This is a genomic window from Mesorhizobium ciceri biovar biserrulae (assembly GCF_001618845.1).
Taxonomy (GTDB): domain Bacteria; phylum Pseudomonadota; class Alphaproteobacteria; order Rhizobiales; family Rhizobiaceae; genus Mesorhizobium; species Mesorhizobium ciceri.
In genome coordinates this window covers 3,986,318-4,010,477 of sequence record NZ_CP015064.1, presented here as the reverse complement: position 1 = coordinate 4,010,477, position 24,160 = coordinate 3,986,318, and the positions used below count along the sequence as shown (strand labels likewise).

At 63.8% G+C, this 24,160-nt stretch carries 36 protein-coding genes and 1 tRNA gene; 19 read left to right on the top strand and 18 right to left on the bottom strand.

The features are described from left to right. Window positions 1-20: 20 nt before the first annotated feature. The 3 genes from A4R29_RS18815 to A4R29_RS18805 all read left to right on the top strand — a co-directional run bounded on the left by A4R29_RS18815 (window position 21) and on the right by A4R29_RS18805 (window position 2,666). Window positions 21-773, top strand: coding sequence for a pyridoxamine 5'-phosphate oxidase family protein (locus A4R29_RS18815; protein WP_024501624.1), 753 nt, complete (start codon window positions 21-23; stop codon window positions 771-773). 64 nt (window positions 774-837) lie between these two features. After that, window positions 838-1,290 (top strand): GNAT family N-acetyltransferase, encoded by a 453-nt coding sequence (locus tag A4R29_RS18810; protein WP_063173729.1) that lies wholly within the window; start codon window positions 838-840, stop codon window positions 1,288-1,290. A gap of 176 nt (window positions 1,291-1,466) precedes the next feature. Then, window positions 1,467-2,666, top strand: coding sequence for an aminotransferase-like domain-containing protein (locus A4R29_RS18805; RefSeq protein WP_063172575.1), 1,200 nt, complete (start codon window positions 1,467-1,469; stop codon window positions 2,664-2,666). Here the strand turns inward: A4R29_RS18805 and A4R29_RS18800 are convergent. Next, window positions 2,643-2,945, bottom strand: coding sequence for a hypothetical protein (locus A4R29_RS18800; protein ID WP_224621166.1), 303 nt, complete (start codon window positions 2,943-2,945; stop codon window positions 2,643-2,645). The two genes, A4R29_RS18805 and A4R29_RS18800, sit on opposite strands and share 24 nt — an antisense overlap. A 319-nt stretch (window positions 2,946-3,264) precedes the next feature. On the opposite strand from A4R29_RS18800, the gene A4R29_RS18795 reads away from it, so the two are divergent. From A4R29_RS18795 to A4R29_RS18770, 6 genes are all read left to right on the top strand, one after another. After that, on the top strand, window positions 3,265-3,693 hold the full coding sequence (locus A4R29_RS18795) for a VOC family protein (protein WP_013530756.1): 429 nt from the start codon (window positions 3,265-3,267) through the stop codon (window positions 3,691-3,693). A gap of 187 nt (window positions 3,694-3,880) precedes the next feature. Continuing rightward, window positions 3,881-4,396 carry a hypothetical protein gene (locus A4R29_RS18790; protein WP_013530757.1) on the top strand — a complete coding sequence of 172 codons (516 nt, stop codon included), beginning with the start codon at window positions 3,881-3,883 and terminating at the stop codon, window positions 4,394-4,396. Window positions 4,397-4,628: 232 nt separating this feature from the next. After that, a complete protein-coding gene (locus A4R29_RS18785; protein ID WP_024501618.1) occupies window positions 4,629-5,246 on the top strand; it encodes a C39 family peptidase in 618 nt (205 codons plus the stop codon). Window positions 5,247-5,270: 24 nt separating this feature from the next. Beyond that, window positions 5,271-6,359, top strand: a complete 1,089-nt coding sequence (locus A4R29_RS18780) for a D-alanine--D-alanine ligase family protein (RefSeq protein WP_063168569.1) — start codon at window positions 5,271-5,273, stop codon at window positions 6,357-6,359. Between the two features lie 152 nt (window positions 6,360-6,511). Beyond that, window positions 6,512-8,497: an AI-2E family transporter gene (locus A4R29_RS18775; protein ID WP_063172574.1), complete on the top strand. Its 1,986-nt coding sequence runs from the start codon at window positions 6,512-6,514 to the stop codon at window positions 8,495-8,497. 80 nt (window positions 8,498-8,577) lie between these two features. Continuing rightward, the gene (locus tag A4R29_RS18770) at window positions 8,578-9,066 is read left to right on the top strand and encodes a GNAT family N-acetyltransferase (RefSeq protein ID WP_063172573.1); all 489 of its coding nucleotides are present in this window, start codon (window positions 8,578-8,580) and stop codon (window positions 9,064-9,066) included. Between the two features lie 57 nt (window positions 9,067-9,123). Here A4R29_RS18770 and A4R29_RS18765 read toward each other — a convergent pair whose 3' ends face one another. From A4R29_RS18765 to A4R29_RS18750, 4 genes are all read right to left on the bottom strand, one after another. Next, the gene (locus A4R29_RS18765) at window positions 9,124-10,125 is read right to left on the bottom strand and encodes an aldo/keto reductase (RefSeq protein WP_063172572.1); all 1,002 of its coding nucleotides are present in this window, start codon (window positions 10,123-10,125) and stop codon (window positions 9,124-9,126) included. A gap of 98 nt (window positions 10,126-10,223) precedes the next feature. After that, the gene (locus A4R29_RS18760; protein WP_013530762.1) at window positions 10,224-10,469 is read right to left on the bottom strand and encodes a DUF982 domain-containing protein; all 246 of its coding nucleotides are present in this window, start codon (window positions 10,467-10,469) and stop codon (window positions 10,224-10,226) included. Window positions 10,470-10,600: 131 nt separating this feature from the next. Beyond that, window positions 10,601-10,891, bottom strand: coding sequence for a hypothetical protein (locus A4R29_RS18755; protein ID WP_013530763.1), 291 nt, complete (start codon window positions 10,889-10,891; stop codon window positions 10,601-10,603). Then, on the bottom strand, window positions 10,891-11,775 hold the full coding sequence (locus A4R29_RS18750) for a LysR family transcriptional regulator (protein WP_063172571.1): 885 nt from the start codon (window positions 11,773-11,775) through the stop codon (window positions 10,891-10,893). Before A4R29_RS18750 ends, A4R29_RS18755 begins: the two co-directional genes overlap by 1 nt. Window positions 11,776-11,878: 103 nt before the next feature. Here A4R29_RS18750 and A4R29_RS18745 point away from each other — a divergent pair, with 103 nt between their 5' ends. After that, a complete protein-coding gene (locus tag A4R29_RS18745; RefSeq protein ID WP_027160742.1) occupies window positions 11,879-12,748 on the top strand; it encodes an NmrA/HSCARG family protein in 870 nt (289 codons plus the stop codon). A gap of 80 nt (window positions 12,749-12,828) precedes the next feature. Here the strand turns inward: A4R29_RS18745 and A4R29_RS18740 are convergent, their stop codons facing one another. Next, window positions 12,829-13,146, bottom strand: a complete 318-nt coding sequence (locus A4R29_RS18740) for a hypothetical protein (RefSeq protein ID WP_013530766.1) — start codon at window positions 13,144-13,146, stop codon at window positions 12,829-12,831. Window positions 13,147-13,424: 278 nt separating this feature from the next. Here A4R29_RS18740 and A4R29_RS18735 point away from each other — a divergent pair, with 278 nt between their 5' ends. Then, window positions 13,425-13,667 (top strand): hypothetical protein, encoded by a 243-nt coding sequence (locus A4R29_RS18735; protein WP_013530767.1) that lies wholly within the window; start codon window positions 13,425-13,427, stop codon window positions 13,665-13,667. Between the two features lie 91 nt (window positions 13,668-13,758). Here the strand turns inward: A4R29_RS18735 and A4R29_RS18730 are convergent, their stop codons facing one another. The 4 genes from A4R29_RS18730 to A4R29_RS18715 all read right to left on the bottom strand — a co-directional run bounded on the left by A4R29_RS18730 (window position 13,759) and on the right by A4R29_RS18715 (window position 15,114). Then, complete coding sequence (locus tag A4R29_RS18730) at window positions 13,759-13,965, bottom strand: hypothetical protein (RefSeq protein ID WP_013530768.1); 207 nt, start codon at window positions 13,963-13,965, stop codon at window positions 13,759-13,761. A 194-nt stretch (window positions 13,966-14,159) separates the two neighbouring features. Further along, window positions 14,160-14,345 (bottom strand): hypothetical protein, encoded by a 186-nt coding sequence (locus A4R29_RS18725; RefSeq protein WP_013530769.1) that lies wholly within the window; start codon window positions 14,343-14,345, stop codon window positions 14,160-14,162. 317 nt (window positions 14,346-14,662) lie between these two features. Further along, window positions 14,663-14,736 (bottom strand) — tRNA-Gln (locus A4R29_RS18720). Window positions 14,737-14,820: 84 nt separating this feature from the next. Beyond that, a complete protein-coding gene (locus A4R29_RS18715) occupies window positions 14,821-15,114 on the bottom strand; it encodes a hypothetical protein (RefSeq protein ID WP_063172570.1) in 294 nt (97 codons plus the stop codon). 551 nt (window positions 15,115-15,665) lie between these two features. Here A4R29_RS18715 and A4R29_RS18710 point away from each other — a divergent pair. Beyond that, window positions 15,666-16,733: a sensor histidine kinase gene (locus tag A4R29_RS18710; RefSeq protein ID WP_063168565.1), complete on the top strand. Its 1,068-nt coding sequence runs from the start codon at window positions 15,666-15,668 to the stop codon at window positions 16,731-16,733. 5 nt (window positions 16,734-16,738) lie between these two features. Here A4R29_RS18710 and A4R29_RS18705 read toward each other — a convergent pair whose 3' ends face one another. After that, the gene (locus A4R29_RS18705) at window positions 16,739-17,677 is read right to left on the bottom strand and encodes an alpha/beta fold hydrolase (RefSeq protein ID WP_063173728.1); all 939 of its coding nucleotides are present in this window, start codon (window positions 17,675-17,677) and stop codon (window positions 16,739-16,741) included. Window positions 17,678-17,823: 146 nt separating this feature from the next. Here A4R29_RS18705 and A4R29_RS18700 point away from each other — a divergent pair, with 146 nt between their 5' ends. Continuing rightward, on the top strand, window positions 17,824-18,132 hold the full coding sequence (locus A4R29_RS18700; protein ID WP_013530773.1) for a hypothetical protein: 309 nt from the start codon (window positions 17,824-17,826) through the stop codon (window positions 18,130-18,132). Window positions 18,133-18,223: 91 nt separating this feature from the next. Then, complete coding sequence (locus A4R29_RS35380; protein WP_263484935.1) at window positions 18,224-18,358, top strand: hypothetical protein; 135 nt, start codon at window positions 18,224-18,226, stop codon at window positions 18,356-18,358. 38 nt (window positions 18,359-18,396) lie between these two features. Here the strand turns inward: A4R29_RS35380 and A4R29_RS18695 are convergent, their stop codons facing one another. The 5 genes from A4R29_RS18695 to A4R29_RS18670 form a co-directional block, all read right to left on the bottom strand. Further along, window positions 18,397-18,642: a DUF982 domain-containing protein gene (locus A4R29_RS18695; RefSeq protein ID WP_027160738.1), complete on the bottom strand. Its 246-nt coding sequence runs from the start codon at window positions 18,640-18,642 to the stop codon at window positions 18,397-18,399. Window positions 18,643-18,656: 14 nt separating this feature from the next. After that, complete coding sequence (locus tag A4R29_RS18690) at window positions 18,657-18,893, bottom strand: DUF982 domain-containing protein (RefSeq protein WP_027035115.1); 237 nt, start codon at window positions 18,891-18,893, stop codon at window positions 18,657-18,659. Between the two features lie 94 nt (window positions 18,894-18,987). Next, window positions 18,988-19,431 carry a GFA family protein gene (locus tag A4R29_RS18685; RefSeq protein ID WP_063172569.1) on the bottom strand — a complete coding sequence of 148 codons (444 nt, stop codon included), beginning with the start codon at window positions 19,429-19,431 and terminating at the stop codon, window positions 18,988-18,990. 171 nt (window positions 19,432-19,602) lie between these two features. Beyond that, window positions 19,603-19,782, bottom strand: a complete 180-nt coding sequence (locus A4R29_RS18680) for a DUF3606 domain-containing protein (protein ID WP_013530777.1) — start codon at window positions 19,780-19,782, stop codon at window positions 19,603-19,605. A gap of 490 nt (window positions 19,783-20,272) precedes the next feature. Further along, a complete protein-coding gene (locus A4R29_RS18670; RefSeq protein ID WP_013530778.1) occupies window positions 20,273-20,464 on the bottom strand; it encodes a hypothetical protein in 192 nt (63 codons plus the stop codon). Window positions 20,465-20,662: 198 nt separating this feature from the next. Here A4R29_RS18670 and A4R29_RS18665 point away from each other — a divergent pair, with 198 nt between their 5' ends. After that, the gene (locus A4R29_RS18665; protein WP_063168563.1) at window positions 20,663-21,091 is read left to right on the top strand and encodes a DoxX family protein; all 429 of its coding nucleotides are present in this window, start codon (window positions 20,663-20,665) and stop codon (window positions 21,089-21,091) included. A gap of 48 nt (window positions 21,092-21,139) precedes the next feature. On the opposite strand, the gene A4R29_RS18660 is transcribed toward A4R29_RS18665, so the two are convergent. Together A4R29_RS18660 and A4R29_RS18655 are read right to left on the bottom strand one after the other, a co-directional pair. Beyond that, window positions 21,140-21,445: a hypothetical protein gene (locus A4R29_RS18660; protein WP_013530780.1), complete on the bottom strand. Its 306-nt coding sequence runs from the start codon at window positions 21,443-21,445 to the stop codon at window positions 21,140-21,142. Window positions 21,446-21,518: 73 nt separating this feature from the next. Continuing rightward, window positions 21,519-21,788 carry a hypothetical protein gene (locus A4R29_RS18655; RefSeq protein WP_063172568.1) on the bottom strand — a complete coding sequence of 90 codons (270 nt, stop codon included), beginning with the start codon at window positions 21,786-21,788 and terminating at the stop codon, window positions 21,519-21,521. Window positions 21,789-22,153: 365 nt separating this feature from the next. On the opposite strand from A4R29_RS18655, the gene A4R29_RS18650 reads away from it, so the two are divergent. The 4 genes from A4R29_RS18650 (at window position 22,154) to A4R29_RS18640 (ending at window position 24,102) form a co-directional block, all read left to right on the top strand. Next, window positions 22,154-22,345, top strand: a complete 192-nt coding sequence (locus A4R29_RS18650) for a hypothetical protein (RefSeq protein ID WP_027160735.1) — start codon at window positions 22,154-22,156, stop codon at window positions 22,343-22,345. 318 nt (window positions 22,346-22,663) lie between these two features. Next, on the top strand, window positions 22,664-23,071 hold the full coding sequence (locus tag A4R29_RS18645) for a hypothetical protein (protein WP_063172567.1): 408 nt from the start codon (window positions 22,664-22,666) through the stop codon (window positions 23,069-23,071). Beyond that, window positions 23,061-23,486, top strand: a complete 426-nt coding sequence (locus A4R29_RS33245; protein WP_244506841.1) for a hypothetical protein — start codon at window positions 23,061-23,063, stop codon at window positions 23,484-23,486. The genes A4R29_RS18645 and A4R29_RS33245 overlap by 11 nt, the downstream gene beginning before the upstream one ends. Next, complete coding sequence (locus tag A4R29_RS18640; RefSeq protein ID WP_244506840.1) at window positions 23,407-24,102, top strand: terminase large subunit domain-containing protein; 696 nt, start codon at window positions 23,407-23,409, stop codon at window positions 24,100-24,102. Before A4R29_RS33245 ends, A4R29_RS18640 begins: the two co-directional genes overlap by 80 nt. Window positions 24,103-24,160: the final 58 nt, after the last annotated feature.

The following is a 24,160-nucleotide window of genomic DNA, read 5'->3' as shown; positions in this document are numbered from 1 at the left end:
ATCGACCAATGTCATGGCGCATGGTTGGCAGACGACAACCAAGGATGCAAGCCGTGAACGACACGCCAGCCAGTTTTCCGACCACCAGCCGCAACCGCGTCAAGCGCCTGCACGAGCGCGGCAGCTATGACCATGCGGCAGTCTTCGCGGTGCTGGATGCCGGGCTGCTGTGCCATGTCGCCTATACGTTCGACGGCCAGCCCTATTGCACGCCGACCATCCACTGGCGCGAGGACGACATGCTGTACTGGCACGGCTCGTCGGCCAGCCGCATGCTGCGCAATCTGCGCGGCGGCACGCCGGCCTGTCTCACGGTGTCGCATCTCGACGGGCTGGTGCTGGCGCGCTCGGGCTTCAACCATTCGGCCAACTATCGCTCGGCGATGTGTTTCGGCACGGCGCGAATCGTCGACGAGCCGCAGGAGAAACTGAAGGCGCTGGCCGGCGTCGTCGACCGTTTCTATCCCGGCCGGAGCGAGACCCTGAGGCCGATCTCGGCGCAGGAGGCCAAGGCGACGACGGTGATCGGCATGCGTATTGAAGAGGCATCGGCGAAGGTGCGCGCCAAAGGCGTCGGCGACGACGAGGAGGATTACGGGCATCCGGTTTGGGCCGGCGTCATCCCGGTGCGGATGGTGGTCGGCGCCGCCGAGCCGTGTCCGAGGCTGCTGCCCGACATGGAGCGGCCGCGGAACCTGGCTGGATATGCCGAGGGCGCGCGGCTCGATGAGGCGCTGACGCAGGCGCAGCGGGTTTATGAGGGCGAAGTTTAGCCCGCGCCTAGTGGGAGCGTATTCAAATCTTGCCGCTGCCGCCGCCTCGCGATATCTCGACACCATGATCACCTTCCGCCGTGCGCAGGCCTCCGACCTGCCTGATATCGTGGCCATGCTGGCCGACGATCCGCTTGGCGCCGGCCGCGAGGACGCTTCCTTGCCGCTGGCGCAAGGTTATGTCGACGCTTTCAACGCCATCGACGCCGATCCCAATCAACTGCTGGCGGTGGCCGTGGATGGCGGCGAGGTGGTCGGCACCTTGCAGATATCTTTCCTTGCCGGGCTCTCGCGCAAGGGCGCGTGGCGCGGCCAGATCGAGGCGGTTCGGGTCGCCGGCCACAGGCGCTCGGACGGCATCGGCAGGCAGATGATCGAATGGGCGATCGACGCGTGCCGGGCGCGCGGCTGCAGCCTCGTCCAACTGACCACCGACAAGGGGCGGGCGGACGCGCATCGTTTTTACGAAAGCCTCGGCTTCACCGGCAGCCATCTCGGCTACAAGAAGAGCCTTTAGGCGGTCGGAAAACGCTGCAACACTTTTGTGGAACTGCTCGCGGCGTTCGAGCAGTGCGCCAGCGCTGGCGCATTCGGGAAACCGTTCAGGCACACTTCAATTCGCGGCCAAGAGGGGATATAGGTCAGTCAAGTTGACCTATATTGCAGCGTCCGGGGAGGCGTGCCGTGACCCTTATGAACCTGTTGGCTTCGCGCTCGTCGCGCATGAAAGCGTCCGAAATCCGCGAGCTGCTGAAGCTGCTCGACCAGCCGGACATCATCTCGTTTGCCGGCGGTATTCCCGATCCGGCGCTGTTCCCAGCCGAGGCGATCCGCGACGCCTATGCCGATGTGCTGGGTGGCGCCGAGGCGGGCGCGGCGCTGCAGTACCAGGTCTCGGAAGGCTATCTGCCGTTGCGGCGCTGGCTCGCCGGGCAGATGGGCCAGCTCGGCGTCGCCTGCGACGAGGCCAACATCTTCATCACCTCCGGCTCGCAGCAGGCGCTGGATTATTTCGGCAAGCTGTTCCTGTCGCCGGGCGACACCGCGCTGGTGACGTGGCCGACCTATCTCGGCGCGCTGCAGGCTTTCAACGCCTATGAGCCGCGCTACGACCGGCTGACCCCGGCCGGCGGCAACATGACGCCCGATGCCTATCGCGCGGCGGCGGCCGCCAATGGCGGCAAGGCCAAATTCGCCTATCTGGTGCCGGATTTCGCCAACCCGACCGGCAACACGCTGAACCGTGAGCAGCGCGAGGCGGTGCTCGACCTTGCCGGCGAACTCGACATCGCCGTCATCGAGGATGCCGCTTACCGCGCGCTGCGCTATGACGGCGAGGGCGAGCCGCCGATCCTGGCGCTCGATTGTGCCCGGTCCGGCGGCATCGACAAGGCGCGCACGCTCTATTGCGGCTCGTTCTCGAAGATCCTGTCGCCGGGCATGCGGGTCGGCTGGGTGTGCGCGCCGCGCCACATTGTCGAGAAGCTGGTGCTGATGAAGCAGGCCTCGGACCTGCACAGCCCGTCGATCAACCAGGTGGTGATGCATCGCGTCGCCGAAGCCGTGTTCGAAGGCCAGGTGGAAAAACTCATCGACGCCTATCGCGAGCGCCGCGACGGGCTGCTCTCGGCACTGGAAGCCCACATGCCCGAAGGCGTGACCTGGAGCCGCCCGGAAGGCGGCATGTTCGTCTGGGTGACACTGCCGGAAGGGGCCGACGCCACCGAGCTTCTGGCTCGGTCGGTGAAGGAAGCGCGGGTCGCCTTCGTGCCGGGCAACGCCTTTTATGCCGATGGCACCGGGCGCAACACGCTGCGGCTGTCCTTCACGCTCGCCGACCGGCGCGCGGTGAGCGAAGGCATTCCAAGGCTAGCCGCCATCCTGAAGGGATAGGCCGGCGCTGGAAGCCGGCTTTTCCTCCGCCGTTACAGTCACCAGCCGCTCAAGCTTTGAAAGCCTGGTGCGAGCGAGCTTGCGGACCGGCCTTTCGAAACCTTCTTCGCCGTTTTCGACGACGAAGACCAAGGTCATGAAATCGAGCATGAATTCGTCGATGGCTGCCGCGACCTCGCGCGACCTGCCCTTGAACCGGCGCAGCAGAGCGGTTGCTTCCTCGATATCGTCGACACCGGCGCTGTCGACCAGCGCTTCGAGCCTCTGAAAACAATCCAATCGCAATTCCTCCCACCGCGCCACCAAACCCGGTTGCGAGCGGAAAGTTCCAAACTGTGAGTGGTCTCGCGAAGAAATCGCCTCCATTGCTTGAATTCCGCGGACGGGCCATCGGCAATTTTTTTGTTCGGGTGGAACCTCCGCGGCCAACAAAGGTTCTTACCAGGTCTGATCCCCCCCTCAGACCCCTGAAGGCTAGACATGCTTTCCAAAGGCCCGCCGGATCCCCTCCCGGCGGGCCCTTTGTTTGCTGGGAAGTATCCGCATTGACGACGCCCTATCCCAACCTAAATTCGAACCCACACGAGGAGGCGTTTTCATGGAAACCCAGGAATTGCATCGCGGCCGGCTCATCGACCACATCCAACTGGTGGTCAGAAACCTCGCGGCCAGCCGGCGTTTCTACGAGGCGGTCCTGCAGGCGCTCGATGTCCCGATCGGAGGTAGCGGCGCCGACTTTTTCTGGGCCGACGAGCTGTTTGTCTCCACTGCCGACAGCCGGGCCGCACAGGGAAAACTCACCGGCCGCCATCACCTGGCTTTCCAGGCAAGGGACCACGCCATGGTCGACGGCTTCTACAAGGCCGGGCTGGCGGCCGGCGGCACGGACAATGGCGCGCCGGGCGAACGGCCCTATCACCCCGGCTATTACGCCGCCTTCCTGCTCGATCCGGACGGCAACAACATCGAGGCCGTCCATCACGGCCCGCATCGTCGCAGCGCCGCTTCGGTGAAGATCACCTTCTAAGCTGCCGATATTCAGCCGGCCGGGATCGCGGACGCATGGGCGATGCTGGAGAGAGGCTGCCTTGCGTTGCCAGATCGGTGGCCCCGATGCTAACCGTGCAAATGGCGGGTGGGAATCGGTCCCGAAGCAACGTCCGCCACAAATTTTCAATAAAACTCCCCTTACCCCCCGTGGAGATATTTTTTTTATGCAAAACCCAGCAAGGGCGATCTGTGCCGCCACGCTTCTATTTGCGATCGGGGCCGTTGGCCTCACAAGTATATCATCCTTTGCTTATATTTCATCGGCGCAGGCCCAGGAGGAATATCTTCCGACCGAGAAGGATTTTGTCGGCAAATGGAAACTCAACGGCGGAGCCATCCGGCCGCCGCGCGATATGAAGGATGCGCCGACACCGGAACAGGAAGCGGCCGCCAGTGAGTTCCAGCAGACGGTGACCGCGTTTTACGGGGCGTTCGACTATCTGGAGATCACGGCGGACGGCCGCTACAATTTTCACCAGCCCGGGGATCCGACGTCGGGGCCTTGCGTCTGGTGCGGAACCTGGTCGTTCAGCAAGAGTTCGGCGTGGCTCGAGCTGGATACGGCGCCCCGGCTGGATATCTACGCCAAGGACGGCGACATGCAGATGACCTACACTGTCGAACCCTACGAAAAATCGAAATATGCGTGGCTGGTTTTCGGCTGGGCGAAGGCCGAGTAGGCGGCGCGCAGCATTCACCACGTTCGTCATCCTCGGGTCTCCGCGACGGAGCTTCGCTCCTGCTCCGCCTGTGGATGACGAAGGCGGGAGAGGCTTCCGCTAACCCCGGATGTCAGCGATGGTTGACCGAAACGGAAGATGACATCTTCTGGGTCGCGCCACTGAATGTCACGGCTTTTCATCCATCTCGTATCCTCGTATACGAGATGGAACCAGCGACCGAGGAGACCGCATGAGCCCGCCGCCTGAAACCGTGCCGTTTTTCAGCCAGTGGGAAACGCCTGACATGACGCTGGACGTGCTCGCCGACGGCGCGGATGTTGCGCTCAGGCGCGATCCGCTGTGGAGGCGATCCGGGGCGGAGACCCTCGATGAATACGCAATCTGGGCCGCCAACATCTGCGGCATGGCCTGCCTTAAGATGATCCTGGCCAGCCGCGGCGAGATCGTGCCGACGATCGAACTTGCCAGGCGCTGCACCTTATATGGCGGCTATGTCGTCAATGAGGGATCGATCAAGGGGCTGATCTACGCGCCCTTCGTCAGCTTCGTGAAGGAAGCTTTCGGCCTGCGCGCCGAGGTGATGACCAATGTCGCCACATCAGACATTCCGGCGATCATGCAGCGGACGCGCTTCTTCATCGCGTCGGTCAGCAGCTCGATCCGCTGGCCCGAGCGTGAGCCGCCCTCGAAGGGCGGCCATCTGGTGCTGATCACCGCGGCATCCGACGAAGGTTTCCGCTTTCACAACCCGTCCGGCCATGAGCCCGCCACACAGGCAGACGCAGTGTTGTCACCGGCCGATTTCGACCGCTTCTTTGCCAATCGCGGCATTGCCGTCGCCATTTGATTTTTTGACAGTCGAGGGATTTTGATGACCGACAAGACAAGAGTGGCCATCCTCTATGGCGGGCGTTCGGCCGAGCACGACGTGTCGCGCCTTTCGGCCGCCAATGTGCTGAAGGCGATCGACCGGACGCGCTACGATATCGTGCCGATCGCCATTTCGCGAGGCGGCAGGTGGCTGCTGCAACAACTCGATCGCGCCGCGGCGATCGGCGATGAGGCGGCAGGGGCGCCGGCCTCCGAAGACGGCCCGGAGGTTGCTTTGTTGCCCGGCGGCAAGGGCCGGCTGGTTGCGGTGTCGCGGGATGGTACGCAGCCTGAGCTGCCCCCCATCGACGTCGTGTTCCCGGTGCTGCACGGGCCGTTCGGCGAGGACGGCTCGGTGCAGGGCTATGCCGAGGTCGCCGATGTCGCCTATGTCGGCTGCGGCATTCTCGCCTCGGCCGCCGCCATGGACAAGGACGTCGCCAAGCGGCTGATGCGCGAGGCGGGACTGGCGGTTGCCCGCTCCGTCACCGTGCATCGAAACGGCAAGCATTCCTTCCAGGAGATTGCCGGGACGCTCGGCCTGCCTTTCTTCGCCAAGCCGGCGCGCCAGGGCTCGTCCTTCGGGGTCAGCAAGGTGAATGACAGGGACGGCTTTGAGCAGGCCATCGACACGGCTTTCCGCTACGATGGCAAAGTGTTGATCGAGGAATTCGTCGAGGGCCGCGAGATCGAGTTCTCGGTGCTGGAGCGCGCCGACGGGTCGCTGACGGTGTCGCTGCCCGGCGAGATCATTCCGGCCGGCAAGCACGGCTTCTACACCTATGAGGCCAAATATCTCGATGCCGACGGCGCGCTGGTCAAGGTGCCCGCCGATGTCCCGGCCGATGTGGCCGAAAAGGCCAGGGATATGGCGCGGCAGGCGTTCCAGGCGCTTGGCTGCGAAGCCATGGCGCGCGTCGATTTCTTCCTGCGCGCCGACGGCAGCCTGCTTGTCAACGAGGTCAACACCATTCCCGGCTTCACCGACATCTCGATGTATGCCAAGGCGCTTGCCGCCTCAGGCATCGGCTACAGCCAGACCATCGACGTGCTGATCGAGCACGCGCTGGCCAGGCATGCGGCGCGCTGATCCGATCGGGCGAGCCTGACTTCCATTTAGCCCTTCGGGAGCGGCCGGTGCGGGCCGGATCATTGCCTGTGAGCGAGGCGTATTTCATCGTTGGCTAAAGTTGCACGTCCGCTCTATATGCCCGATCATGGCATTTGGCAGGGAGGCATCACGTGGCCAATCGTCGAAACGGCACGGCGTCTCCGGCTGATGGGCTGGGGGACGCCCTTTCAGCGGCCGCGCCCCATCCGCGAACCTCTTTGCCCAATGTGGCGGCCATCGTCACGACAGTGGCGGCACTGTATTTCGGGCGCGAGGTTTTCCTGCCGATCGCCATCGCGCTGCTGCTGACCTTCGCACTGGCGCCGCTTGTCGCAGCGCTAAAAAAGCTCGGCATTCCCCGGATTGCCGCCGTCATCGCCAGCGTGCTCGGCGCCTTCGCGGCGCTTGGCCTGTTCTCCTTCATCGTCGCCACGCAGGTCAGCGAACTGGCGCAGAACATCCCGGTCTACCAGACCAACATCCTGACCAAGATCCGCTCGCTCAAGGAAACCGGGGTCGGCGGCGGGATTCTTGCCAGACTGAGCAAGGTGGTCGAGCGGGTCGGCCAGGAGATCGACAGGCAAGACCCCTCGCTGCCGGCCGCCGCCCCGGAAAAGCCGCCGCGCGAGCCGGTGCCGGTCGAGATCGTCGCGCACGAAAGGCCGCTTCAGGTCCTGCAGAATGTCGTCGGGCCGCTGATCAGCCCGCTTGGGTCGGCCGGGCTGATCATTGTCGTCGTCATCTTCATGCTGCTCGAGCGGGAGGATCTGCGCGACCGCTTCATCCGGCTTGTCGGCTACGGCGACCTCCACCGCACCACCGAGGCGCTTCAGGATGCCGCCAAGCGGGTGGGCCGCTATCTCTTGATGCAATTGGTCGTCAACATCGTCTACGCCATACCGATCGCGATCGGGCTCTGGGCCCTCGGTATTCCCAATGCGCTGCTGTGGGGGCTGCTGGCACTGGCGCTGCGTTTCGTTCCCTATATCGGCCCGATCATAGGCATGCTTTTGCCGCTGTTCCTGGCGCTGGCCGTGGCACCGGGCTGGTCGCTCGTGCTGTGGACAGCCGCCCTGTTCGTGGTGATGGAACTGATCACCGGCAATGTCATCGAACCCTGGCTCTACGGTTCGCGAACGGGACTGTCGCCGCTGGCGATCATCGTCGCGGCGATTTTCTGGACGTGGCTCTGGGGGCCGCTCGGGCTGATCCTGTCGACGCCGCTCACTGTCTGCCTGGTGGTGCTGGGCAGGCACGTGCCGCAGTTTGAATTCCTGGACGTGCTGTTCGGCAACGAGCCCGTGCTCGAACCCCATGCGCGCCTGTACCAGCGGCTGCTGGCCGGCGATCCGGAAGAAGCCACCGATCATGCCGAGGAGATGCTGGAGGAGAAATATCTGGTCGAATTCTATGACAAGGTTGCCATTCCGGCGCTTCTGCTGGGCGAACAGGACCGTGTGCGCGGCGTCATGGGCGATTTGCAAAGGCGGCAGGTGGCGGCCAGTGCCCTGATGCTGGTCGCCAATCTCGACGACAGCGCGCAGGAGGAGGCAGGCGAGGAGGAGGGGCCGCCCGTGGCCGCAGAGGCGAGCGACGATGACGATCCCGGCGGGGAGGACGAGACCGAACTGCCCGATGGCACGGATATGTCCGTGCTTTGCGCCGGGGGGCGTGGCGAGCTCGACGACGCCGCTGCCGCGATGCTGGCGCAGGTGCTGGAGGTCCAGGGCGCGACGGTGTCGAAAGCCAGCTTTGCCGATATGGAACCCGCCGGCATTCGCCGCCTTGAGCTCGAAACCGTCGACACCGTCGTGGTCGGATTCCTGAACCGGGATTCCATCAAGCACGCCCGCTTTCTGGTCCGCCGGCTGAAGCGTGCGAAGGCCGCACTTCGGGTGGGAATCGTGTTCTGGTCGGAGGCCGACAGCGAGGACAAGGAGACGGCGGGCAAACTGGCGCGTGACATGAACGCGGATTTCGTGGCGCATGGCATGGTCGACGCCGTGCTGGGCGCGCTGTCAAACGAGCCGCCGGTCGCGCTCAAGCTTGTCGCCAAACGGCGCATGCGGCGACAGCGGGCCGCGTCCGAGAAGGTTACCGCGGCAGCGGCGGGTTGACCGAAATCGGCTGAAGGCCGGTTGAACCAGGCGGCCCTCCGCGCGGCCTTACGAAATTAGCTACCCGTCGGCGGTGAGAAATGCTCGAAATTCGCCCAGCCCAGGAAGCCGACCGGTCGGCGATCGTGCAACTGTGGCATCAGGGCTGGCATGATGCCCATGCGCATCTGGTTCCAGCCGAAATCCTGGCGTACCGAACGCCGGCGCATTTTGCGCTGTGGCTGGAGCAATCCACCGATGCCTTCCATGTGGCGGCAGCCGATGGATTGCTTGGCTTCGTCTCGATAAACGGGGCGGAGCTGGTCAAACTCTATGTAAGCCCGCAGGCACGGGGAAGCGGAACCGCCCGCGATCTGCTGTCTTATGCCGAGCATCTCTTGTGCGAACAGGGCGTGGCGGAGGCCGAGCTTTTCTGCACGGCGGGAAATGTCCGCGCGCAGAGATTTTATGCCCGCGAAGGATGGCGCTTGAGCCGCAGCTTCGAAGACGCACTTTGGCTGCCGGATGATGTCGCCGGCAGGTTCACCGTGGAAACCCACTGCTATCGGAAGCATCTGGGCTTTCGTTAGCATCACTATTCGGAACGAGCTTGGCGAGATTGTCGCGGACGCTGGAGCAGGCGCCCCCTACCGGTCGACCATCGCCATGCCCCGCTCGGTGTAGCGCGGGCCGGAGATTTTTCCCGGCGCGAGCGCTTCGTCGAGCGCGGCCATCTCGGCGGCATCGAGTTTGATCGCCGCGCCGGCGACGTTCTCTTCCAGGTATTTTCTGCGCTTGGTGCCGGGGATCGGCACGATGTCGATGCCAAAGCCGTCGCCCTTCGCCAGCAGCCAGGCCAGCGCGACCTGGCCGGGCTTGACGCCGCGGGCAGCGGCGATGTCGCTCACCTTGGCGGCCGCCTCGACATTGGCGTCGTAGTTTTCGCCCTGGTAGCGCGGGTCGTTGCGGCGATAATCGCCGTCGGGATAGTCTTCCGCACGCTTGACCTGGCCGGTGAGAAACCCTCGGCCGAGCGGCGAGAACGGCACCAGGCCGATGCCGAGTTCGCCAAGCAGCGGGATGATCTCCGGCTCCAGATTGCGCTCCCACAACGAATACTCGCTCTGCAACGCCGACACCGGATGCACGGCATGCGCCCGGCGGATGTTGGCTGCACCCGCTTCCGACAGGCCGAAGAAGCGCACCTTGCCTTGCGCGACGAGTTCGCCGACGGCGCCCGCGACATCCTCCATCGGCACCGCCGGGTCGACGCGGTGCTGGTAGAGCAGGTCGATACGGTCGGTTCCGAGGCGGCCGAGCGAGGCTTCCACCGCCTCTCGAATGTGCTCGGGCCGGCTGTCGGTTCCGGTCTGCTTGCCGTTTTCGATGCGGAAGCCAAATTTCGTGGCGATCGTCACCAGGTCGCGCTTGCCCTTCAATGCCCGGCCGAGCAGGGCTTCGTTGTCGTAAGGGCCATAGACTTCGGCGGTGTCGAGGAAGGTGCAGCCGAGGTCGATGGCACGGTGCAGCGTGGCGATGGATTCGGCCTCGTCGGCCGGGCCATAGGACTGGCTCATGCCCATGCAGCCGAGGCCGATGGCCGAGACCTGCAGCCCCTGGCTGCCGAGCTTGCGTGTTTTCAGGGTCATGGCAGGCGTTCTCCGGAGGGGGCGCAGCGATTATAGCGTCAGCAGGTTCAATCGATACGCCTATTCGATCACGATGTGGCTATTCGATAAGGATGTGGCTATTCGATCAGGATGTGGGCTTCGCGCGCTGCTTCGACGAGCGCCGCCCTGGCGACGTCGGGGGCAACATCGCCGCTCGTCGCCCGCTGGCAGGCGCGCAGTGCGGACCGATGCTTCGGGCTGCCTGCGTCACGCCAATGTGTGGTGAGCAAATCAATGGCCTGCTGTGTGTTGGACAGATGATGGATGGAACCGGTGACGCCGACCGAAACCGCCACAGGTTTGGAGAACCATGCCGTTTGCATTGGAACCACCTCAATTGGGCTGAAGCAATAAACGCTTACGTCCGCTCAAGGTTTCGTCGCTACCAATCAATCTGGCGTGATAGATTGCCGATACCCCCCAGCGGCATTGGGCCCCACATTGTCCGCGGGGCTCACATGTTCGAGGCGACGTCGCGGGTGGGCGGTGTTTTGGGTTTGTGGGCGGCGCGTTGCCGCGTCGCCTGGTGGGCAGGGCGGGGTTTGACCGTGTTCACGGTCGTGGGCGCCTGCGCCTTGCGGCGCTTGAGCCAGTTGGCTGATAGTTCGGCAAGGAGACTGCGCAAGTCTTTCACGACGTCCTCCTCTTGTAGGGCGACAAGGTAATTGCCGTCGCCCCAACTTGTTCCACCGCAAACTCCTTCCGCCAAAAATAAAAGTTCTTGCCGGCGAAAGCGGTCGGGCATCACCTGCCGATATAGGCGGCCAGTTCGTCCGGCGTCCCGTTCGGGAAGGCCTGTTTCAGAAAATCCAGGAACGCCGACACGCGCGGGCTGAGCAGCCGCCGGGAGGGGTAGAGCGTCCAAAGAGCGATCTCAGGGGCGTCGATGTCCCCCCAATTCACCAACGTGCCGTCAGCCAAATCGTGGGCCACCAACGAAATGGGAAGACGTGCCGCACCGACCCCCGCCCGCACCGCATCGCGCACCATAATGAGCGTTCCCAAAGCGAGGACCGGCTCGATTTTGATCGTTGACTGGCCACCCTCGGTCTTCACGTGCCATGTTTGCCGTTCGCCTTTCCCGCGCGCAACGGCAGGGGCCGGTCCACCGGTGCGAGGAAGGTGAGGGCTCGCCACGACGACCAGCCGGTCGCGGAGAAACGCCCGTCCGACCAAGCTTTCGTCGGGATCCGGGTTGACCCGGATCACCAGGTCGTAGCCTTCCTCGATCATGTCCACAGCCCGGTCCTCCGTCGTGACCTCCAGCCTCACCTCCGGAAATTTGAGGGCAAATCCCGCGGCGATCCTCCCCATCGCGGTCTGAGAAAAAAGCAGGGGCGCGCTGATCCGCAGTCTCCCCTTGGGTCTTTGACCGCCCGAGGCGATCGCCGCGGCCGTCTCGTCCAGTTCGGCAAGCAACGCCCCCGTCCGCTCGAAAAGCGCCCGTCCTTCCTCGGTCAGCTTCAGGTTACGCGCACCCCGTTCAAACAGGCGCAGGTCAAGGCTGCTCTCCAAGTCTCCAACGCGCCGCGACAGGGTTGCCTTGGGCCGGCCGGTGGCCCGTGCCGCCTTGCCGAAACCGCCATGGCGGGCAACGAGGTTGAAATCGGTGAGGGCCAGAATATCCATAGGTGTTCCACCAGTGAGACGGTGCGTCTAAAATTTCGGTCTGTTTGATTGTTTGTGAGCCACACATATTGGGCCTGTCAAGCAACCCAACAGGAGAAATTACGTGACCATCCTCGTTACCGGCGCCACAGGCAATGTTGGCCGCCAAGTCGTCGAGCACCTCGTCAAGCGCGGCGCCGACGTCCGTGCTCTCGTCCGCGATCCGTCGAAAGCCAGCTTCCCGGCTGGCGTATCGGTCGCGCAAGGCGACTTTCTCGATGTCGATTCACTGCGCAAGGCCATGTCCGGCGTTTCCACCCTGTTCCTCTTGAACGCCGTGGTGCCGGACGAATTCACCCAGGCTTTGGTCGCGCTGAACGTCGCCCGATCGGCGGGCATCGAGCGGATCGTCTATCTCTCGGTGATCCATGCCGACGTGTATGTGAACGTGCCGCATTTCGCCGGCAAGTTCGGCGTCGAGCGAATGATCGAGCAGATGGGCTTCCAGGCTACGATCCTGCGCCCGGCCTATTTCATCCAGAACGACCTGATGATCGAAGACGTCATCACCGGCTATGGCACCTACACAATGCCGATCGGCGCCAAGGGTCTCGCCATGGTCGACGTGCGTGATATCGCCGAGATCGCCGCTCTCGAGCTGCTGCGCCGCGAACGGTCCGCGGAGCCGCTTGCGCTCGAGCGGATCAACCTCGTCGGTCCGCAGACACTGACCGGGACGGATATCGCGGCCATCTGGTCCGACGTGCTCGCCCGGCCGATCAGCTACGGCGGCGACAACACCGAAGGTTTCGAGCAGAATCTCAAGCAGTTCCTGCCTGCCTGGATGGCGTACGACATGCGCTTGATGGGCGAACGGTTCCTGACCGACGGCATGCTGCCCGACGCCGGCGACGTGGAGCGCCTGACCGCGCTTCTGGGCCGCCCTCTGCGTCCCTATCGCGACTTCGCCTCACAAATCGCCGGCTCTGCCTGACGGAACGGCTCCGGTCATCACCCGGTTCAGAAACAGCAGGGCGGCCTTTTGAGAAGGCCCCCTGTTCAGCCGGTACCGTCTTACTGCAGGGTGGCCGGACCAGGCCCGTCGCGTTGGGCGATCATCCGCCCGCCATCGTCGCCACCGAGACCATCCACGAACAGGCCAGCCACGCCGTCGAAATTGGTGAGCCCGTCGAATTCAATTGCGGCGCCAATCAGCTGGGCTGCCTGGAAGACAAGGTATTCGACGTCCTCGAGAGCGATGTTTTCGGCCAGGTTCCTGACCCTTACATGTTCCGCCACCGCCGTGATGCTGACGATGCCGGTCTTCCTGAAGGCGATCTGGACCGCTGAACGGACGTCATCGCGCAGTCGCGCCGAGTAATCATACCGCATCGAAACCTCCCAAAGGGAACGGTTTTCTGTTCAGGTTGCACAATGCGGCAGAGGCTTCGTCTTGGCAAGTCACGAATTAAATAATATCTAAACAAATCAGCTAGTTAGCATAGTTATGCAAGTATGCGCCTTACGCCGAATACCATCGCGCTCATCATGCGCATGAGAAGCAGTTCACTCATCCCGAGGTCTTGACGCGCTAGGAGCGCTTTCCTAACTATTAGGTAAGCGAGTTGAATACTCATTCGAGGTATCGGGATCCTGAGCGAGGGAGCGCGATGACTGAACTGGAACGCCCGGAACGGTTGCAGATCATGCTGACGTCAGACGAGCTGGCTGCGCTGGAAAACTGGCGCTTCGACAAGCGTATGCCGAGCCGTTCGGCCGCGGTCAGGGAATTGCTGCGGCGCGGGCTTGCCTCGGACGGCTTCCTGACGGCGGAGCAAGGGGCGAAGTCGCAAGACTTCGGCATCCTGCCAACCGCCGGCGGCAACGGCATTTCCGAAAGCGGCAAGGAGTAGCGGGTCACCGCGCGTGAGCCGCTCGAGTCCTTTCAGGCTGCCGGTCGCCGCAATGCGGTGCCGGCCGGCCCGGCGGACCATAACTCTCGATTCAGAGGATGTTGGTCGTCACTTCGACGACGATCGCGGCACCTTCCAGGCTGCCATTGGTGACGTGCACGACACGCGATACCCGCAGATCCTGCGTGGTTCCATCGATCGACAGCGCAACGCTTTCGCCGATCCGCGGAACCGCCTGAAAAACCGCGTCCGTGGCCTCCGGCCGGTTGTCGATCGATATGCGGCAGTTGACGGTCATGAGATGTCTCCTGTGTCGGCCCGGTGGTCAACGCGGGGTCCGCGAAATGGTTTCAGGAGCCGGATGCAACTTAACGGCGTCCAGATCCGTAAAACACTAATTGCTCCATTGTTCATCGTAACGGAGCAACAGGGCTCGCTGGGGGCGTTGGGGCTGCCCCGGCGAGCTCGATCCGCCTTGCCAGGGGCGTGGCATCACCGGGGTATGGAGACGAGTTTCGGCGCCCGCAATTCCCCGGCCATCCTTGCCGCCTGGAAAATTGTCATCAAAACCAGGATGGGCTCACCCTCGGTCGGGTTGATGGTTAGCACGACGCGGCCAAGCTCGTCGCTCATGCCGCAAGACCAGTCCTTGACGGCTATCACCTTTCTCGCGGCCATATGCCGTTCTCCTGCACGGGAGGTTCTCTGCCGGCTACGCCGTCTGGAGTTGGTCGACAGAACCTTCGCCTGACATTGCAACCAGCCGAAATGCGGCAAATGCGGCCAATATCATGAAAACCGCCGTGACGTTCAGGGACATCGTGGACGCAAGGACGCCCCCGTCAAAGCAACTCAGTTCCATGCGCTGTACCCCTTCAAGCCACTGACGGCCTGGATGATGATCCTGCTTCGAGTGAAATACAAGCGCGCGCTAATGTGCTGAAGCCGGCTGGCCAGTCTGCGCGCGGCTTCGAACCAGCCAAGCGCTTGGTTGCTGGTTCCCGCTCAAGGGCTCGAACCTCGATTCACGCCTTCAAAGGGCGCTGTCCTACCATTAGACGAAGCGGGAAAATGCACGTTGCGCCCCACCCCTAGCCGGTTCGCGCGCCGGGATCAACGCACTGCGGCGGCAAAGCCGATTGGAAGCGCGGTGTCAGTCCGGAAAGTTGGTGACGGGTTCCTCGCAGCGGTAGACCGGGCAGCTGCCGTCACGGGTCGGGACATAGGCCGACATCGGCACCTCCGGCCAGTCGCATTCGTTGCCGAACTGCCTGACATAGCGGTCATAGGTGTTGGGGCCTGTGGTTAGCACCACGGCATGGCGGCTTTGGAGCAGTTGCCGGAGTTGGTCGCAACTCATCGTGCGGGTGTCGGGCCTGGCTTCGGCGAGGCCGGTCGCGGCCAGCAGGATCGCTGCCGTCATGAAGGCAATTCGGCGCATTGGCATGGCTGTTCCTCGAATGGACATATCGGCCGAAACTCGCATCCCGCCGGGTGGTTCCGCAACCGCCGGCTCGCCGTCTGTGGCAGCGCAACCAAATGGTCCGTCGTGCATTGCTGGGGATGGATGGCAGGAAGCCCTACAAAACTCCGCAATGGCGGCCCGGAAGCGGGGATCGCGAGGCCATGTGCTGTTCCTTCTGCGGCGGGCGCGACCACAGCTACGAGGACTGTCCGCAAAGGAATCCCGACGCCGATGCAGTGCCCGTTGCGCCGCCCAACGACGCCGGCTCCGAAGAAGCAGGCCGATGAGACGGACAGGGCGAAGCGGTCATCGGGCTTACAGCAGCTCGACTGGATCGGCATTTACGGCCGCAGAGGCATTGCCGAGATGGAGGGCCGGGCATTATCGTGACATGCGTGTCCGCGACCGCAAATGCGGAATGCTGCGCACCGACTGCAACCAAAATGCCCGGTCAGGCATTTCTGGCAGGAGGGGAATCTTCACGCATGCCCGGACGCTGGCGGGAGGCGGCAAGGTGAGGCCACGACGGGGCAATGACAGAATTGGCAAGCGTCGATAGCCTGCTCGAAATCACTGCCCACGCACGGCTGGCGGCGATTGTCGATTCGTCCTTTGACGCCATCGTCAGCAAGGACCTGAACAGCATCATCACCAGTTGGAACGCGGCGGCGCAACGCATGTTCGGCTACACCGCCGAAGAGGCCGTCGGCCGCTCCGTACTCATGCTCATCCCCGATCATCTCAAGGATGAAGAGACCGACATCATCAGCCGGGTTCGCAGGGGCGAGCTCCTGGCCAGCTATGAGACGATCCGCCGGCGCAAGGATGGCGGCCTCATCGCCGTGTCGCTGACCATTTCGCCGATCAGGAACGCGTCCGGCGAGATCATCGGCGCATCGAAGATCGCCCGCGACATCACCGCCAGCAAGGAGAGCGAGCGCCGGATCAGGCTTTTGCTCCGCGAGGTGAACCATCGCGTCAAGAACCAGTTCGCGGTGATCCTCTCGATGATCCGGGAGACCAGCAAACGCTCGACCGATCCGCGCGAGTTCGAGGAGATGATCCGTTCCCGCATCATGGCGCTGTCGCGGTCGCACGATCTGCTGGTGAACTCGGAATGGGCCGGCGCCAGCCTCTTCGACCTTGCCCAGGAGCAGCTCAAGCCGTTCGGTCACGAGGCGCGGGTATCGCTTTCCGGACCGCTTTTGACCCTGCAGCCGAATGCCGTGCAAAATCTCGGCATGGCGTTTCATGAACTCGGCACCAACTCTTCCAAATATGGCGCGCTGGCGAGCGAGGCCGGGCGGCTGGAGATCACCTGGCGGATCGTCGAAGGCGCTTCGGACAAGCTGGAAATCCATCTGCTCTGGGACGAGACGATGCCGGTGCGTGAGGGAGAGCGGCCCGGGGGGCGGCAAGACGAAAGCACGCGCAAGGGTTTCGGCACCGTCGTCCTGCAACGGGTCGCGCCGCAATCGCTGAACGGCTTGGCGGTGCTGGATCGCAGCCCGGGCCATCTCAGCTGGTCGCTGACGGCGCCGCTGGATTCGATCATCGTTCCGCAGTTGGGCGCCGACCTGCCTGAAACCGAAACGTCCTGAGCCCATCAAGGGGAGGGCGAAGGTAACTCCGATCGCACGGAGATGCCGTGACTGGTTTCGCCGAAGAAGCCGGCCAGCAGATCGGCCGTCCGCGCCGGGTTCTCCTCGGGAAAGAAGTGTCCGCCCGGCATCGGCTGGCCGCGCACGTCGTCGGCCCAGCCGCGCCACAGCGCCAGTGGTCCGCCTTCGCCGGCATACCAATCCGCCAACGCGCCCTGACCGCTCCATAGCGCCAGCAGCGGGCAGCGGATGCGCCGGCCGGCTGCCTTGTCGGCATGGTCATGCTCGCGGTCGAGCGTGGCTGCCGCCCGATATTCCTCGCAGATGGCATGGGCGTGGGCAGGCGTACGCAGGGCCTCGACATAGGCCTGACGCACTTCGGCTGGAAACGCCGATGGCTGTGAGCCCCAGCCGTTGAGCGCATTGTCGACGATCGCCTCGGCGGCGCCGGACAGGATCTTTTCGGGCAATGGCTCGGGCTGCGCCAGCAGCGACCATGGCCAATAGCCCAGGGCCAGCCTGGCGTCGGCGCGGTCCCAGGCATCGGCGGTCGGCACGATGTCGAGGACGGCGAGCCTGTCGATACTGCCCGGATGGTCGAGCGCCATGCGGTAGGCGACACGCCCGCCGCGATCATGGCCGGCGACCATGAAGCTGCTGAAACCCAGCTTCTCCATCAGCCTCACCAAATCGTCCGCCATGGCGCGCTTGGCATAGGGTGCGTGGTCCGGAGTGGACGCCGGACAGGAGCTGCCGCCATAGCCGCGCAAATCGGCGCAGACGACGCTGAACCGGCTGGCCAGAGCCGGCGCGATGTCGCGCCACATCAGATGCGTCTGCGGAAAGCCGTGCAGCAACAGCAATGGCGGCCCGGTCCCGGCACGCAGGCAGAATATGCCGGCATCGCCGGTGTCGATTTCCGCGCCTTGAAAACCTTCGAACATGACCGCCTCCGGCACGCGCAACGGCCGGCGAACGGGTTTGATTGCAATGCCGCCCGGCGACGCGGCCAACCTTTTTCGTCGACAGGCGTTGTCCCTGTGAAGGGAAGGCCGCCGCAGGCGACCGTGAAAGAAAGAAGGAGGCAGTGATGAGAACTCTCGCCATCATGCCATTCGGCCTTATGCTGGCGCTGGCAGTGCCGGCCGCAGCCCAGCAGCAGAACGACAGCCAGGCGCCGCAGGCCGACAAATGCAGGGCTCAGACCGGGCAAGAGGCAAAACAGCAGCCTGAAAAGCAAGCCGATGACGGCAATTTGACCGCGAAGCTCAACGACTGCGGCGGCGTGCTGAAACCGCCCCCGACGGGAGACCAGGGCATGGCGGCGCCGGCCCCCGACGAAGGCAAGACGCCGGTGATCAAGCCGGGTGAAGTTCCACCCCAGCCGCCGAAGCAATAAACGCCGGCTCACTGGTATTATCGCACAAGCTAATGGAACCTCGTTTTCTCGGGAGCGTTTTTCTCACGACTTGGAATTTGGAGAGATTATCGTGAGAGATATTGCAGCCACAGCCACGTTGCTTGCATCGATCGCCATCGTGATTGCATTGATTCTTCTGGTGCCGAAGAGCTTTGGATTCGAAACCTCTCAGCCGATTGTCCAGGGCGAGCTTCCAACGAAATGACAAAGCAGGCGAGGCACGACGTCTGCTTCCTTTGACACCTACCGCACCAAGACGCCGGCGTGGCTGCAGAGCGCTGCGAAGGCTTCCTGCGCCTCGGCGGCGCCTGTCTGGGTTTCCAATGCGGCTTCGACCTTCTCGCGCGCCGCCTGGTAGAACGGGCCGCGCTTGGCCTGCGGCCAGTCGATCAGGATTTCGCTGGCATCCCTGAGCGTGGCGACGTCGCGGATCGTGTCCGACCCATGCGGCTTGATCCGCATCGGTGTGGGCAAAATGAGCTCGGACATGTCCTGTTTTCCAACTACTGCAGGAGTTTTGCTTCGCGCGCGGCGTCGATCACCGCCCGCATCGCTTTTTCCGGCGGCGTCCAGCCATCCAGCGCATCGCGGCAGCTGCGCAACGCCGCCCGGTAGCGCCGTCCCTGGCCAGCCGGCCAGTCGCCGAGGCATTCCAGGCCTTCCCAGGCGCTGCGGATGATGCGCTCGCGCTCAGGCGCGAATTTCAGCCTGATGGGGCGGGGAAACATCTTGTCGTTCAACGGTCGTCTCCATGATTGCCGCAAGTCGCCGGGCGACATGCGTGAGAGGCGTCCGGTAACGTCGGCGACAGGGCAGGGTTCCCTTGCCCGGAGATCAAATCTCTGCGTCCATGTCCGACAGCGATCTCGGCGTCGGCGCTTCGGCGTTGTACGTGGCTGGGCGGTCATGCTCGAACTGTTCGGCGCCTGGCAAAGCGTGCAGCCAGGTCTCGCGCCTGGAGGTCCACAATTCATATTCGGGTACGAGATCGGTCGGCGCGATGTCGAGGCTGCCGATTGCCACCTCGGCCTCGTTGTCGTCGACCCAGGCGACGCGGCCGCCGCATGTCGGGCAAAAGCTGCGCGTGCCATAGGAGCTGACGAGGCCGGTGGTCTCGAAGGCCTCGCGCGGCCAGATGGCAAAGGCCGAATAGACCGAACCGCCGGCCTTGCGGCAATCCTTGCAATGGCACAGGCCGACGCGCAGCGGCGCGCCGTGAACCTCGAACTGCACGCCGCCGCACAGGCAGCTGCCGGTCCTGCGTATGGTGTCGGACATGACAACCTCCCTCAATGCGTGGCGCTGCGGGCCGGGTGGGACAGATGCTCGTCTGCCGTTTCGTTGGCCAGGATGAGAAACCGGGAAAAAGACATCCTGTTCACCGTACCACCAGGCCCGGTTGACGCGGCCCGCAGCGTCTTCAACGCCGCCCAGGCGAAATGGTTTCGGCTAGCCGCGGGCCGCCATATGGGCGTCGAGCTTCTTGCGCGAGGGTCCGTAGCGCTTGATGATGGTCTGTGCCTCGCTTGGCGGAATGCCGTATTTGCGGGCAAAGGCGGCAACCTCGTAGGGCTCTTCGCCCGAGACCTGCTTGCGGTCCTGTTTCGTCTTCGACTTGTCGTCAGCCATCTCAGGCCTCGCTTTCTGTTGTCGGGGAAACGCGCAACCTTCGGCGCCCGCGATCAACACGACATAACACAGATCGGCGCCGCCGGTTCCACCAGGCGACACGGCCAGGCTGCAACCGGCCTGTATCAGGCCGATGGCCGCATCGGGTCGGCGTCGGCAGCGTGGTCGCCGTCACATTCGGAGCATGCCGCGCTGAGGCCGGGGCAGCCGCGCCGGTGGGTGCCGGCAGGGCAACAATGGCCGTTGGAACTCGTCCAGCGCGGACATTGGAAGACCTGGCCAGCGCCGCCGCAGCCGCTGCATTCCAGCGTCGCCGACCCCACGCCACGAGGTATCGCCCCAAACCTGACGCTTGTTCGCAAATTTCAGCCCACCCAAAATTGCTGCACCGGCACACCGCTGCATTAGCCCCGGCTAACAATATCACATTCGTGATTACCAACAAGTTTCAATCGCGATGCGCCGGAGAGCCGTTCGGGCCGGCGTGTCGTCAGGCCGGCTTCAGCCGCATCGCGGCGAGATACATGAGCGCCGAGGCGGCCTGCCCGCGGTCCCAGCCGGCAGCCTCGACCTTGCGGAGCAGGGCGTCGAGATGCGGAGCCAGCATATCCCTGCATTCCTGTTCGTAGGCGGTGCTCATCGCCGGATGCCGCGGTGCCCCGATGGTCAATGCCTTGGCCATGTCCGTTCCCCCTTTGAGGGAGCAACACTATACCGTCGGCCGGCAAACCAAAAATCGCTCCTTGCCGTCGGTGTGAGGCTTCGAAGCCTGCTTCGACCCGCGGCAAGCGCCCTGTCGAGAAAAATTGGCCTGGTGTGTCGGATCTGGCGCCAGTCGCGCGTCCTAGGAGCGAGCAACCTGCAAAGCTGGAGAACGAGCATGTCGTCGCAAATCACTCAATCGCCGTGGCAGACCGCGGCCCTTCTCATCGCCCGGCTGATTTTCGCCGGCGTCTTCCTGATGGCGGTGACGTTCAAATTCATGGGCATGGCGGCCACCGCCGGCTATATCGCCGCCGCCGGCTTTCCGTTTCCGCTGTTTCTGGCCTGGTGCGCGGCGATCCTGGAAGTCGCGCTGGTGCTCTGCTTCCTGACCGGCGCCTTCTTCACGCAGGCGGCCCTGGTGGCCGCCGCCTATGTGCTGTTCCTGGCCCTTGCCTTCCACGGACCCAGCCACTGGGCCGGCAACCAGGCCGAGTTCGGCTTCTTCATCGACCATTTTTCGTTCCTGGCCGGACTGCTGTTTGCGGCGGTGCATGGACCGGGCAAGGTGCTTTCGCTCAATTTGGGATGGCCGGGCAGGGCTTGAGGCGAGGCAGTGGGCCACCGCGGACGCATGCCGGCCCGCCGGCACCGTTCACAGCTGGTCGTTGTAGGGTTCCTTTATCTTGCCGACCATGCGGGCCAGCTTTGAGAAGGACGGCAGCTCCGCCTCCGGCTGGCACTGGTTGGCGAGTTCCAGCAGCCGGATCGGAAAGTTGACGGCGTCGCGGCTGGATGCGGACATGCCTTCGGATCGTTCCTCGTTGGTTTCGCCGGCCTCGGTCTTGCGCAGGGCCAGGTCGATTTCCTCCGCCGTCAGCACCCCCTTTTGAACCAGGAGACGATTGATCGAGGCGACGGCCATCAACAGGCCTTCGAGTTGCAGGTTGGCGACATTCATGGCGATTGCTCCCGTGGCTGGGGTTGAAACGCACGAGCGGCATTTCCGCTCCAGAAAGGCTGCGGGCGAACGCCTATTCCTGCGTCAGCCGTTCGCCATATTCGCGCCACAGCGCCTTGACCTCCAGCTTGCCGAGGCTGCCGATCGAAACATCCCCACAGCTGATGGCGACGGCGCCGACGTCGTAGTGGGGGTAGGCGTTGGCGACGAAACGGATGGCTTCGCCCAGCGAACGCACGCGGATGACTGGATCGGCCTGACCCTGGCCGGTGCTGCGCACCCGGGAAACCGTGGCTGGTGCATGCCGCATCCTGAACACGGATGCCATGGCTGGTCCGTCCATCGTCCTCCCCACAAGGCCGTGCGACGGGAATCATTCCATGAGCTTCGACGAATGATTTCACACCTGCCGGCTTATGACCAGCCGCCGGCAAAAGCAGGGTTTTACGCGCTTTGCCAGCGTCGCTCAGCGCGGGAGTTTCGACCAGACTAGGAATTTTTTCTCAGAAAGTGGTTGACGGGGTGAGTGCAGCTATGCTACATTTTTGCCCAAGGTGCTGAGTCGCGCCACCGACCCGCCGCCGAGGCGGTTTTTTTGTTTCTGGACCGGTTTCATTTGCGCCACATGGAAACGTCGGCGGGACAGCGGGGGCGCCAACGAATGCCATCCTTCGCCCGATGACTCATTTCGCGATCCGAGAGACACCCATGACCCGCTACGCCACGATCACCGATGCTGACGGCCAGGAAATCGTCAGCGCCATCGGCGAATTCGAAGGCACTGCGCCGCAGCCATGCCTGGGACGTGTCGAGCAGGTGGCACCCGGCGTAAAGATCGGCGTGGTGCGGGATGCGGCCGGGTTCGACCGAATTAGGAATTTTTTCTCAGAAAACGGTTGACGGGGTGAGTGCAGCTATGCTACATTTTTGCCCATGGTGCTGAGTTGCGCCAACGACCCGCCGCCGAGGCGGGTTTTTTGTTTCTGGGCTAGACATGTCGGCGGGACAGCGCCCCCCTCTGTCTTGCCGGACATCTCCCCCACACGGGGGAGATTGGCAGTTTCAGCGCCCCGCCGGCCTTTGCAACGTTGATGTTGGCGAACCCGGCGTGACAGCCGATCTCCCCACCCGTGGGGGAGATGTCCGGCAAGACAGAGGGGGGCGCCAAGGAATGCCATCCTTCGCCCGATGACTCATTTCGCAATCCGAGAGACACCCATGACCCGCTACGCCACGATCATCACCGATGCTGACGGCCAGGAAATCGTCAGCGCCATCGGCGAGTTCGAAGGCGCCGCACCGCAGCCACGCCTGGGGCGTGTCGAGCAGGTCGCACCCGGCATAAAGATCGGCATGGTGCGGGATGCGGCCGGCGGCTTTTGTTTTCCGCAGGCCGGCATTGCCGGACCCCTTGTCGGTCTCGTCATGGCGCGGCTCAAGGCGCGGGCCGGTGTGGCAAAGCTTGTCGGTGCGACGAAGCCTGCCCAGGTGACAGGGCCGAGGCGCGCCAAGAAGGCAAAGAGGAAAACGGTTCGCTCGAAGAAGCGAGCCAGCCGGGCCGGATCGATGCCGAAGGCCGGCATCCCCGCTGCCAACGCCGTCGGTGGCCAGGTCCATGACCGATAAAACCGCAACCGGGCCGACGCGCCGCAAGCCGGCGAGACGCAGGCCCGCCGCCAAACCGGCCGCGACACAGAAGCCGCCCCGCAAGCGCGCCAAGAAAACACTGGGCGACGATTTCCTGGCCGCCGTGCGCGCCGATTTCCGCACCTATGGCGCCGGCGTCATCGCCGAAGTGCGGGCCGACAAGCCGGACCAGTATCTGAAGATCGTGCTGTCGGTGCTGCCCAAGGATTTCGATGCCAAGATCAACCAAATGGACGGCCTGAGCGATGACGAAATCCGCAGCCGCATCCGCGCCCTCGAGGCCGTCGTCAAGCCGTTCCTCGAAGAGCCCGGTGATGTCCGTGAAGACGGAATATCTGGCGCTGCTGACGGAACTGGACAGACGGCGCCGGACCAATCAACTGGCGGCCTATAGACCGTATCAGCGCCAGGCCGAGTTTCATGCAGCGGGCGCCCAGAACCGCGAGCGCCTGTTCATGGCCGGCAACCAGCTCGGCAAGACCAGGGCAGGGGGCGCCGAATGGGCCATGCACCTGACCGGCCGTTATCCCCGGTGGTGGCAGGGCAAGGTGTTTGACTCGGCCGTCAGGCTGTGGGCGGCCGGCGTCACCGGCGAAGGCACGCGTGACAATCCGCAGCGCGTGCTGGTCGGCCCGCCGCAGCAGCAGGCGGCCTGGGGCACCGGCATGATCCCGGCCGACGCCATTGTGCAGACCTTGATGGGCCGCGGCGCACCGGGCGCGCTCGACAGCGTCGTGGTGCGCTGGGGCGGCGGCGGCGACGTGCAGGCCGATGAATCGGTGCTGTCGTTCAAGAGTTTCGAGAAGGGCCGCGAGAAATGGCAGGGCGAGACTTTACACGGCGTCTGGTTCGACGAGGAACCGCCGCTCGACATCTATTCCGAGGGCCTGACCCGCACCAATGCGACGGGCGGGATCACCATCGTGACGTTTACGCCGCTGCTGGGGATGTCGGATGTGGTGCTGCTGTTTTTGTCGGCAGGGGAGGTGGAGCGGATGGGGAAGGGGTGATGCGCCCGACTTCTCCCACAAGGGAGAAGAACCGTCGCGTTGATCCGAAAAACACCAT

Excerpts from the sequence above, each read along its gene's own strand:
- A4R29_RS18700 (WP_013530773.1), top strand. The coding sequence starts at position 17,824 with ATGAGAACTCTCGCCATCATGCCATTCGGCCTTATGCTGGCGCTGGCA.
- A4R29_RS18695 (WP_027160738.1), bottom strand. The coding sequence starts at position 18,642 with ATGTCCGAGCTCATTTTGCCCACACCGATGCGGATCAAGCCGCATGGG.
- A4R29_RS18670 (WP_013530778.1), bottom strand. The coding sequence starts at position 20,464 with ATGGCCAAGGCATTGACCATCGGGGCACCGCGGCATCCGGCGATGAGC.
- A4R29_RS18765 (WP_063172572.1), bottom strand. The coding sequence starts at position 10,125 with ATGACCCTGAAAACACGCAAGCTCGGCAGCCAGGGGCTGCAGGTCTCG.
- A4R29_RS18815 (WP_024501624.1), top strand. The coding sequence starts at position 21 with ATGGTTGGCAGACGACAACCAAGGATGCAAGCCGTGAACGACACGCCA.
- A4R29_RS18705 (WP_063173728.1), bottom strand. The coding sequence starts at position 17,677 with ATGTTCGAAGGTTTTCAAGGCGCGGAAATCGACACCGGCGATGCCGGC.
- A4R29_RS33245 (WP_244506841.1), top strand. The coding sequence starts at position 23,061 with ATGACCGATAAAACCGCAACCGGGCCGACGCGCCGCAAGCCGGCGAGA.
- A4R29_RS18770 (WP_063172573.1), top strand. The coding sequence starts at position 8,578 with ATGCTCGAAATTCGCCCAGCCCAGGAAGCCGACCGGTCGGCGATCGTG.
- A4R29_RS18760 (WP_013530762.1), bottom strand. The coding sequence starts at position 10,469 with ATGCAAACGGCATGGTTCTCCAAACCTGTGGCGGTTTCGGTCGGCGTC.
- A4R29_RS18805 (WP_063172575.1), top strand. The coding sequence starts at position 1,467 with ATGAACCTGTTGGCTTCGCGCTCGTCGCGCATGAAAGCGTCCGAAATC.
- A4R29_RS18650 (WP_027160735.1), top strand. The coding sequence starts at position 22,154 with ATGACCCGCTACGCCACGATCACCGATGCTGACGGCCAGGAAATCGTC.
- A4R29_RS18740 (WP_013530766.1), bottom strand. The coding sequence starts at position 13,146 with ATGCGGTATGATTACTCGGCGCGACTGCGCGATGACGTCCGTTCAGCG.
- A4R29_RS18710 (WP_063168565.1), top strand. The coding sequence starts at position 15,666 with ATGACAGAATTGGCAAGCGTCGATAGCCTGCTCGAAATCACTGCCCAC.
- A4R29_RS18665 (WP_063168563.1), top strand. The coding sequence starts at position 20,663 with ATGTCGTCGCAAATCACTCAATCGCCGTGGCAGACCGCGGCCCTTCTC.
- A4R29_RS18750 (WP_063172571.1), bottom strand. The coding sequence starts at position 11,775 with ATGGATATTCTGGCCCTCACCGATTTCAACCTCGTTGCCCGCCATGGC.
- A4R29_RS18780 (WP_063168569.1), top strand. The coding sequence starts at position 5,271 with ATGACCGACAAGACAAGAGTGGCCATCCTCTATGGCGGGCGTTCGGCC.
- A4R29_RS18725 (WP_013530769.1), bottom strand. The coding sequence starts at position 14,345 with ATGGCCGCGAGAAAGGTGATAGCCGTCAAGGACTGGTCTTGCGGCATG.
- A4R29_RS18680 (WP_013530777.1), bottom strand. The coding sequence starts at position 19,782 with ATGGCTGACGACAAGTCGAAGACGAAACAGGACCGCAAGCAGGTCTCG.
- A4R29_RS18645 (WP_063172567.1), top strand. The coding sequence starts at position 22,664 with ATGACCCGCTACGCCACGATCATCACCGATGCTGACGGCCAGGAAATC.
- A4R29_RS18785 (WP_024501618.1), top strand. The coding sequence starts at position 4,629 with ATGAGCCCGCCGCCTGAAACCGTGCCGTTTTTCAGCCAGTGGGAAACG.
- A4R29_RS18715 (WP_063172570.1), bottom strand. The coding sequence starts at position 15,114 with ATGCCAATGCGCCGAATTGCCTTCATGACGGCAGCGATCCTGCTGGCC.
- A4R29_RS18730 (WP_013530768.1), bottom strand. The coding sequence starts at position 13,965 with ATGACCGTCAACTGCCGCATATCGATCGACAACCGGCCGGAGGCCACG.
- A4R29_RS18685 (WP_063172569.1), bottom strand. The coding sequence starts at position 19,431 with ATGTCCGACACCATACGCAGGACCGGCAGCTGCCTGTGCGGCGGCGTG.
- A4R29_RS18640 (WP_244506840.1), top strand. The coding sequence starts at position 23,407 with ATGTCCGTGAAGACGGAATATCTGGCGCTGCTGACGGAACTGGACAGA.
- A4R29_RS18655 (WP_063172568.1), bottom strand. The coding sequence starts at position 21,788 with ATGGACGGACCAGCCATGGCATCCGTGTTCAGGATGCGGCATGCACCA.
- A4R29_RS18790 (WP_013530757.1), top strand. The coding sequence starts at position 3,881 with ATGCAAAACCCAGCAAGGGCGATCTGTGCCGCCACGCTTCTATTTGCG.
- A4R29_RS18755 (WP_013530763.1), bottom strand. The coding sequence starts at position 10,891 with ATGCCCGACCGCTTTCGCCGGCAAGAACTTTTATTTTTGGCGGAAGGA.
- A4R29_RS18810 (WP_063173729.1), top strand. The coding sequence starts at position 838 with ATGATCACCTTCCGCCGTGCGCAGGCCTCCGACCTGCCTGATATCGTG.
- A4R29_RS18795 (WP_013530756.1), top strand. The coding sequence starts at position 3,265 with ATGGAAACCCAGGAATTGCATCGCGGCCGGCTCATCGACCACATCCAA.
- A4R29_RS18660 (WP_013530780.1), bottom strand. The coding sequence starts at position 21,445 with ATGAATGTCGCCAACCTGCAACTCGAAGGCCTGTTGATGGCCGTCGCC.
- A4R29_RS18735 (WP_013530767.1), top strand. The coding sequence starts at position 13,425 with ATGACTGAACTGGAACGCCCGGAACGGTTGCAGATCATGCTGACGTCA.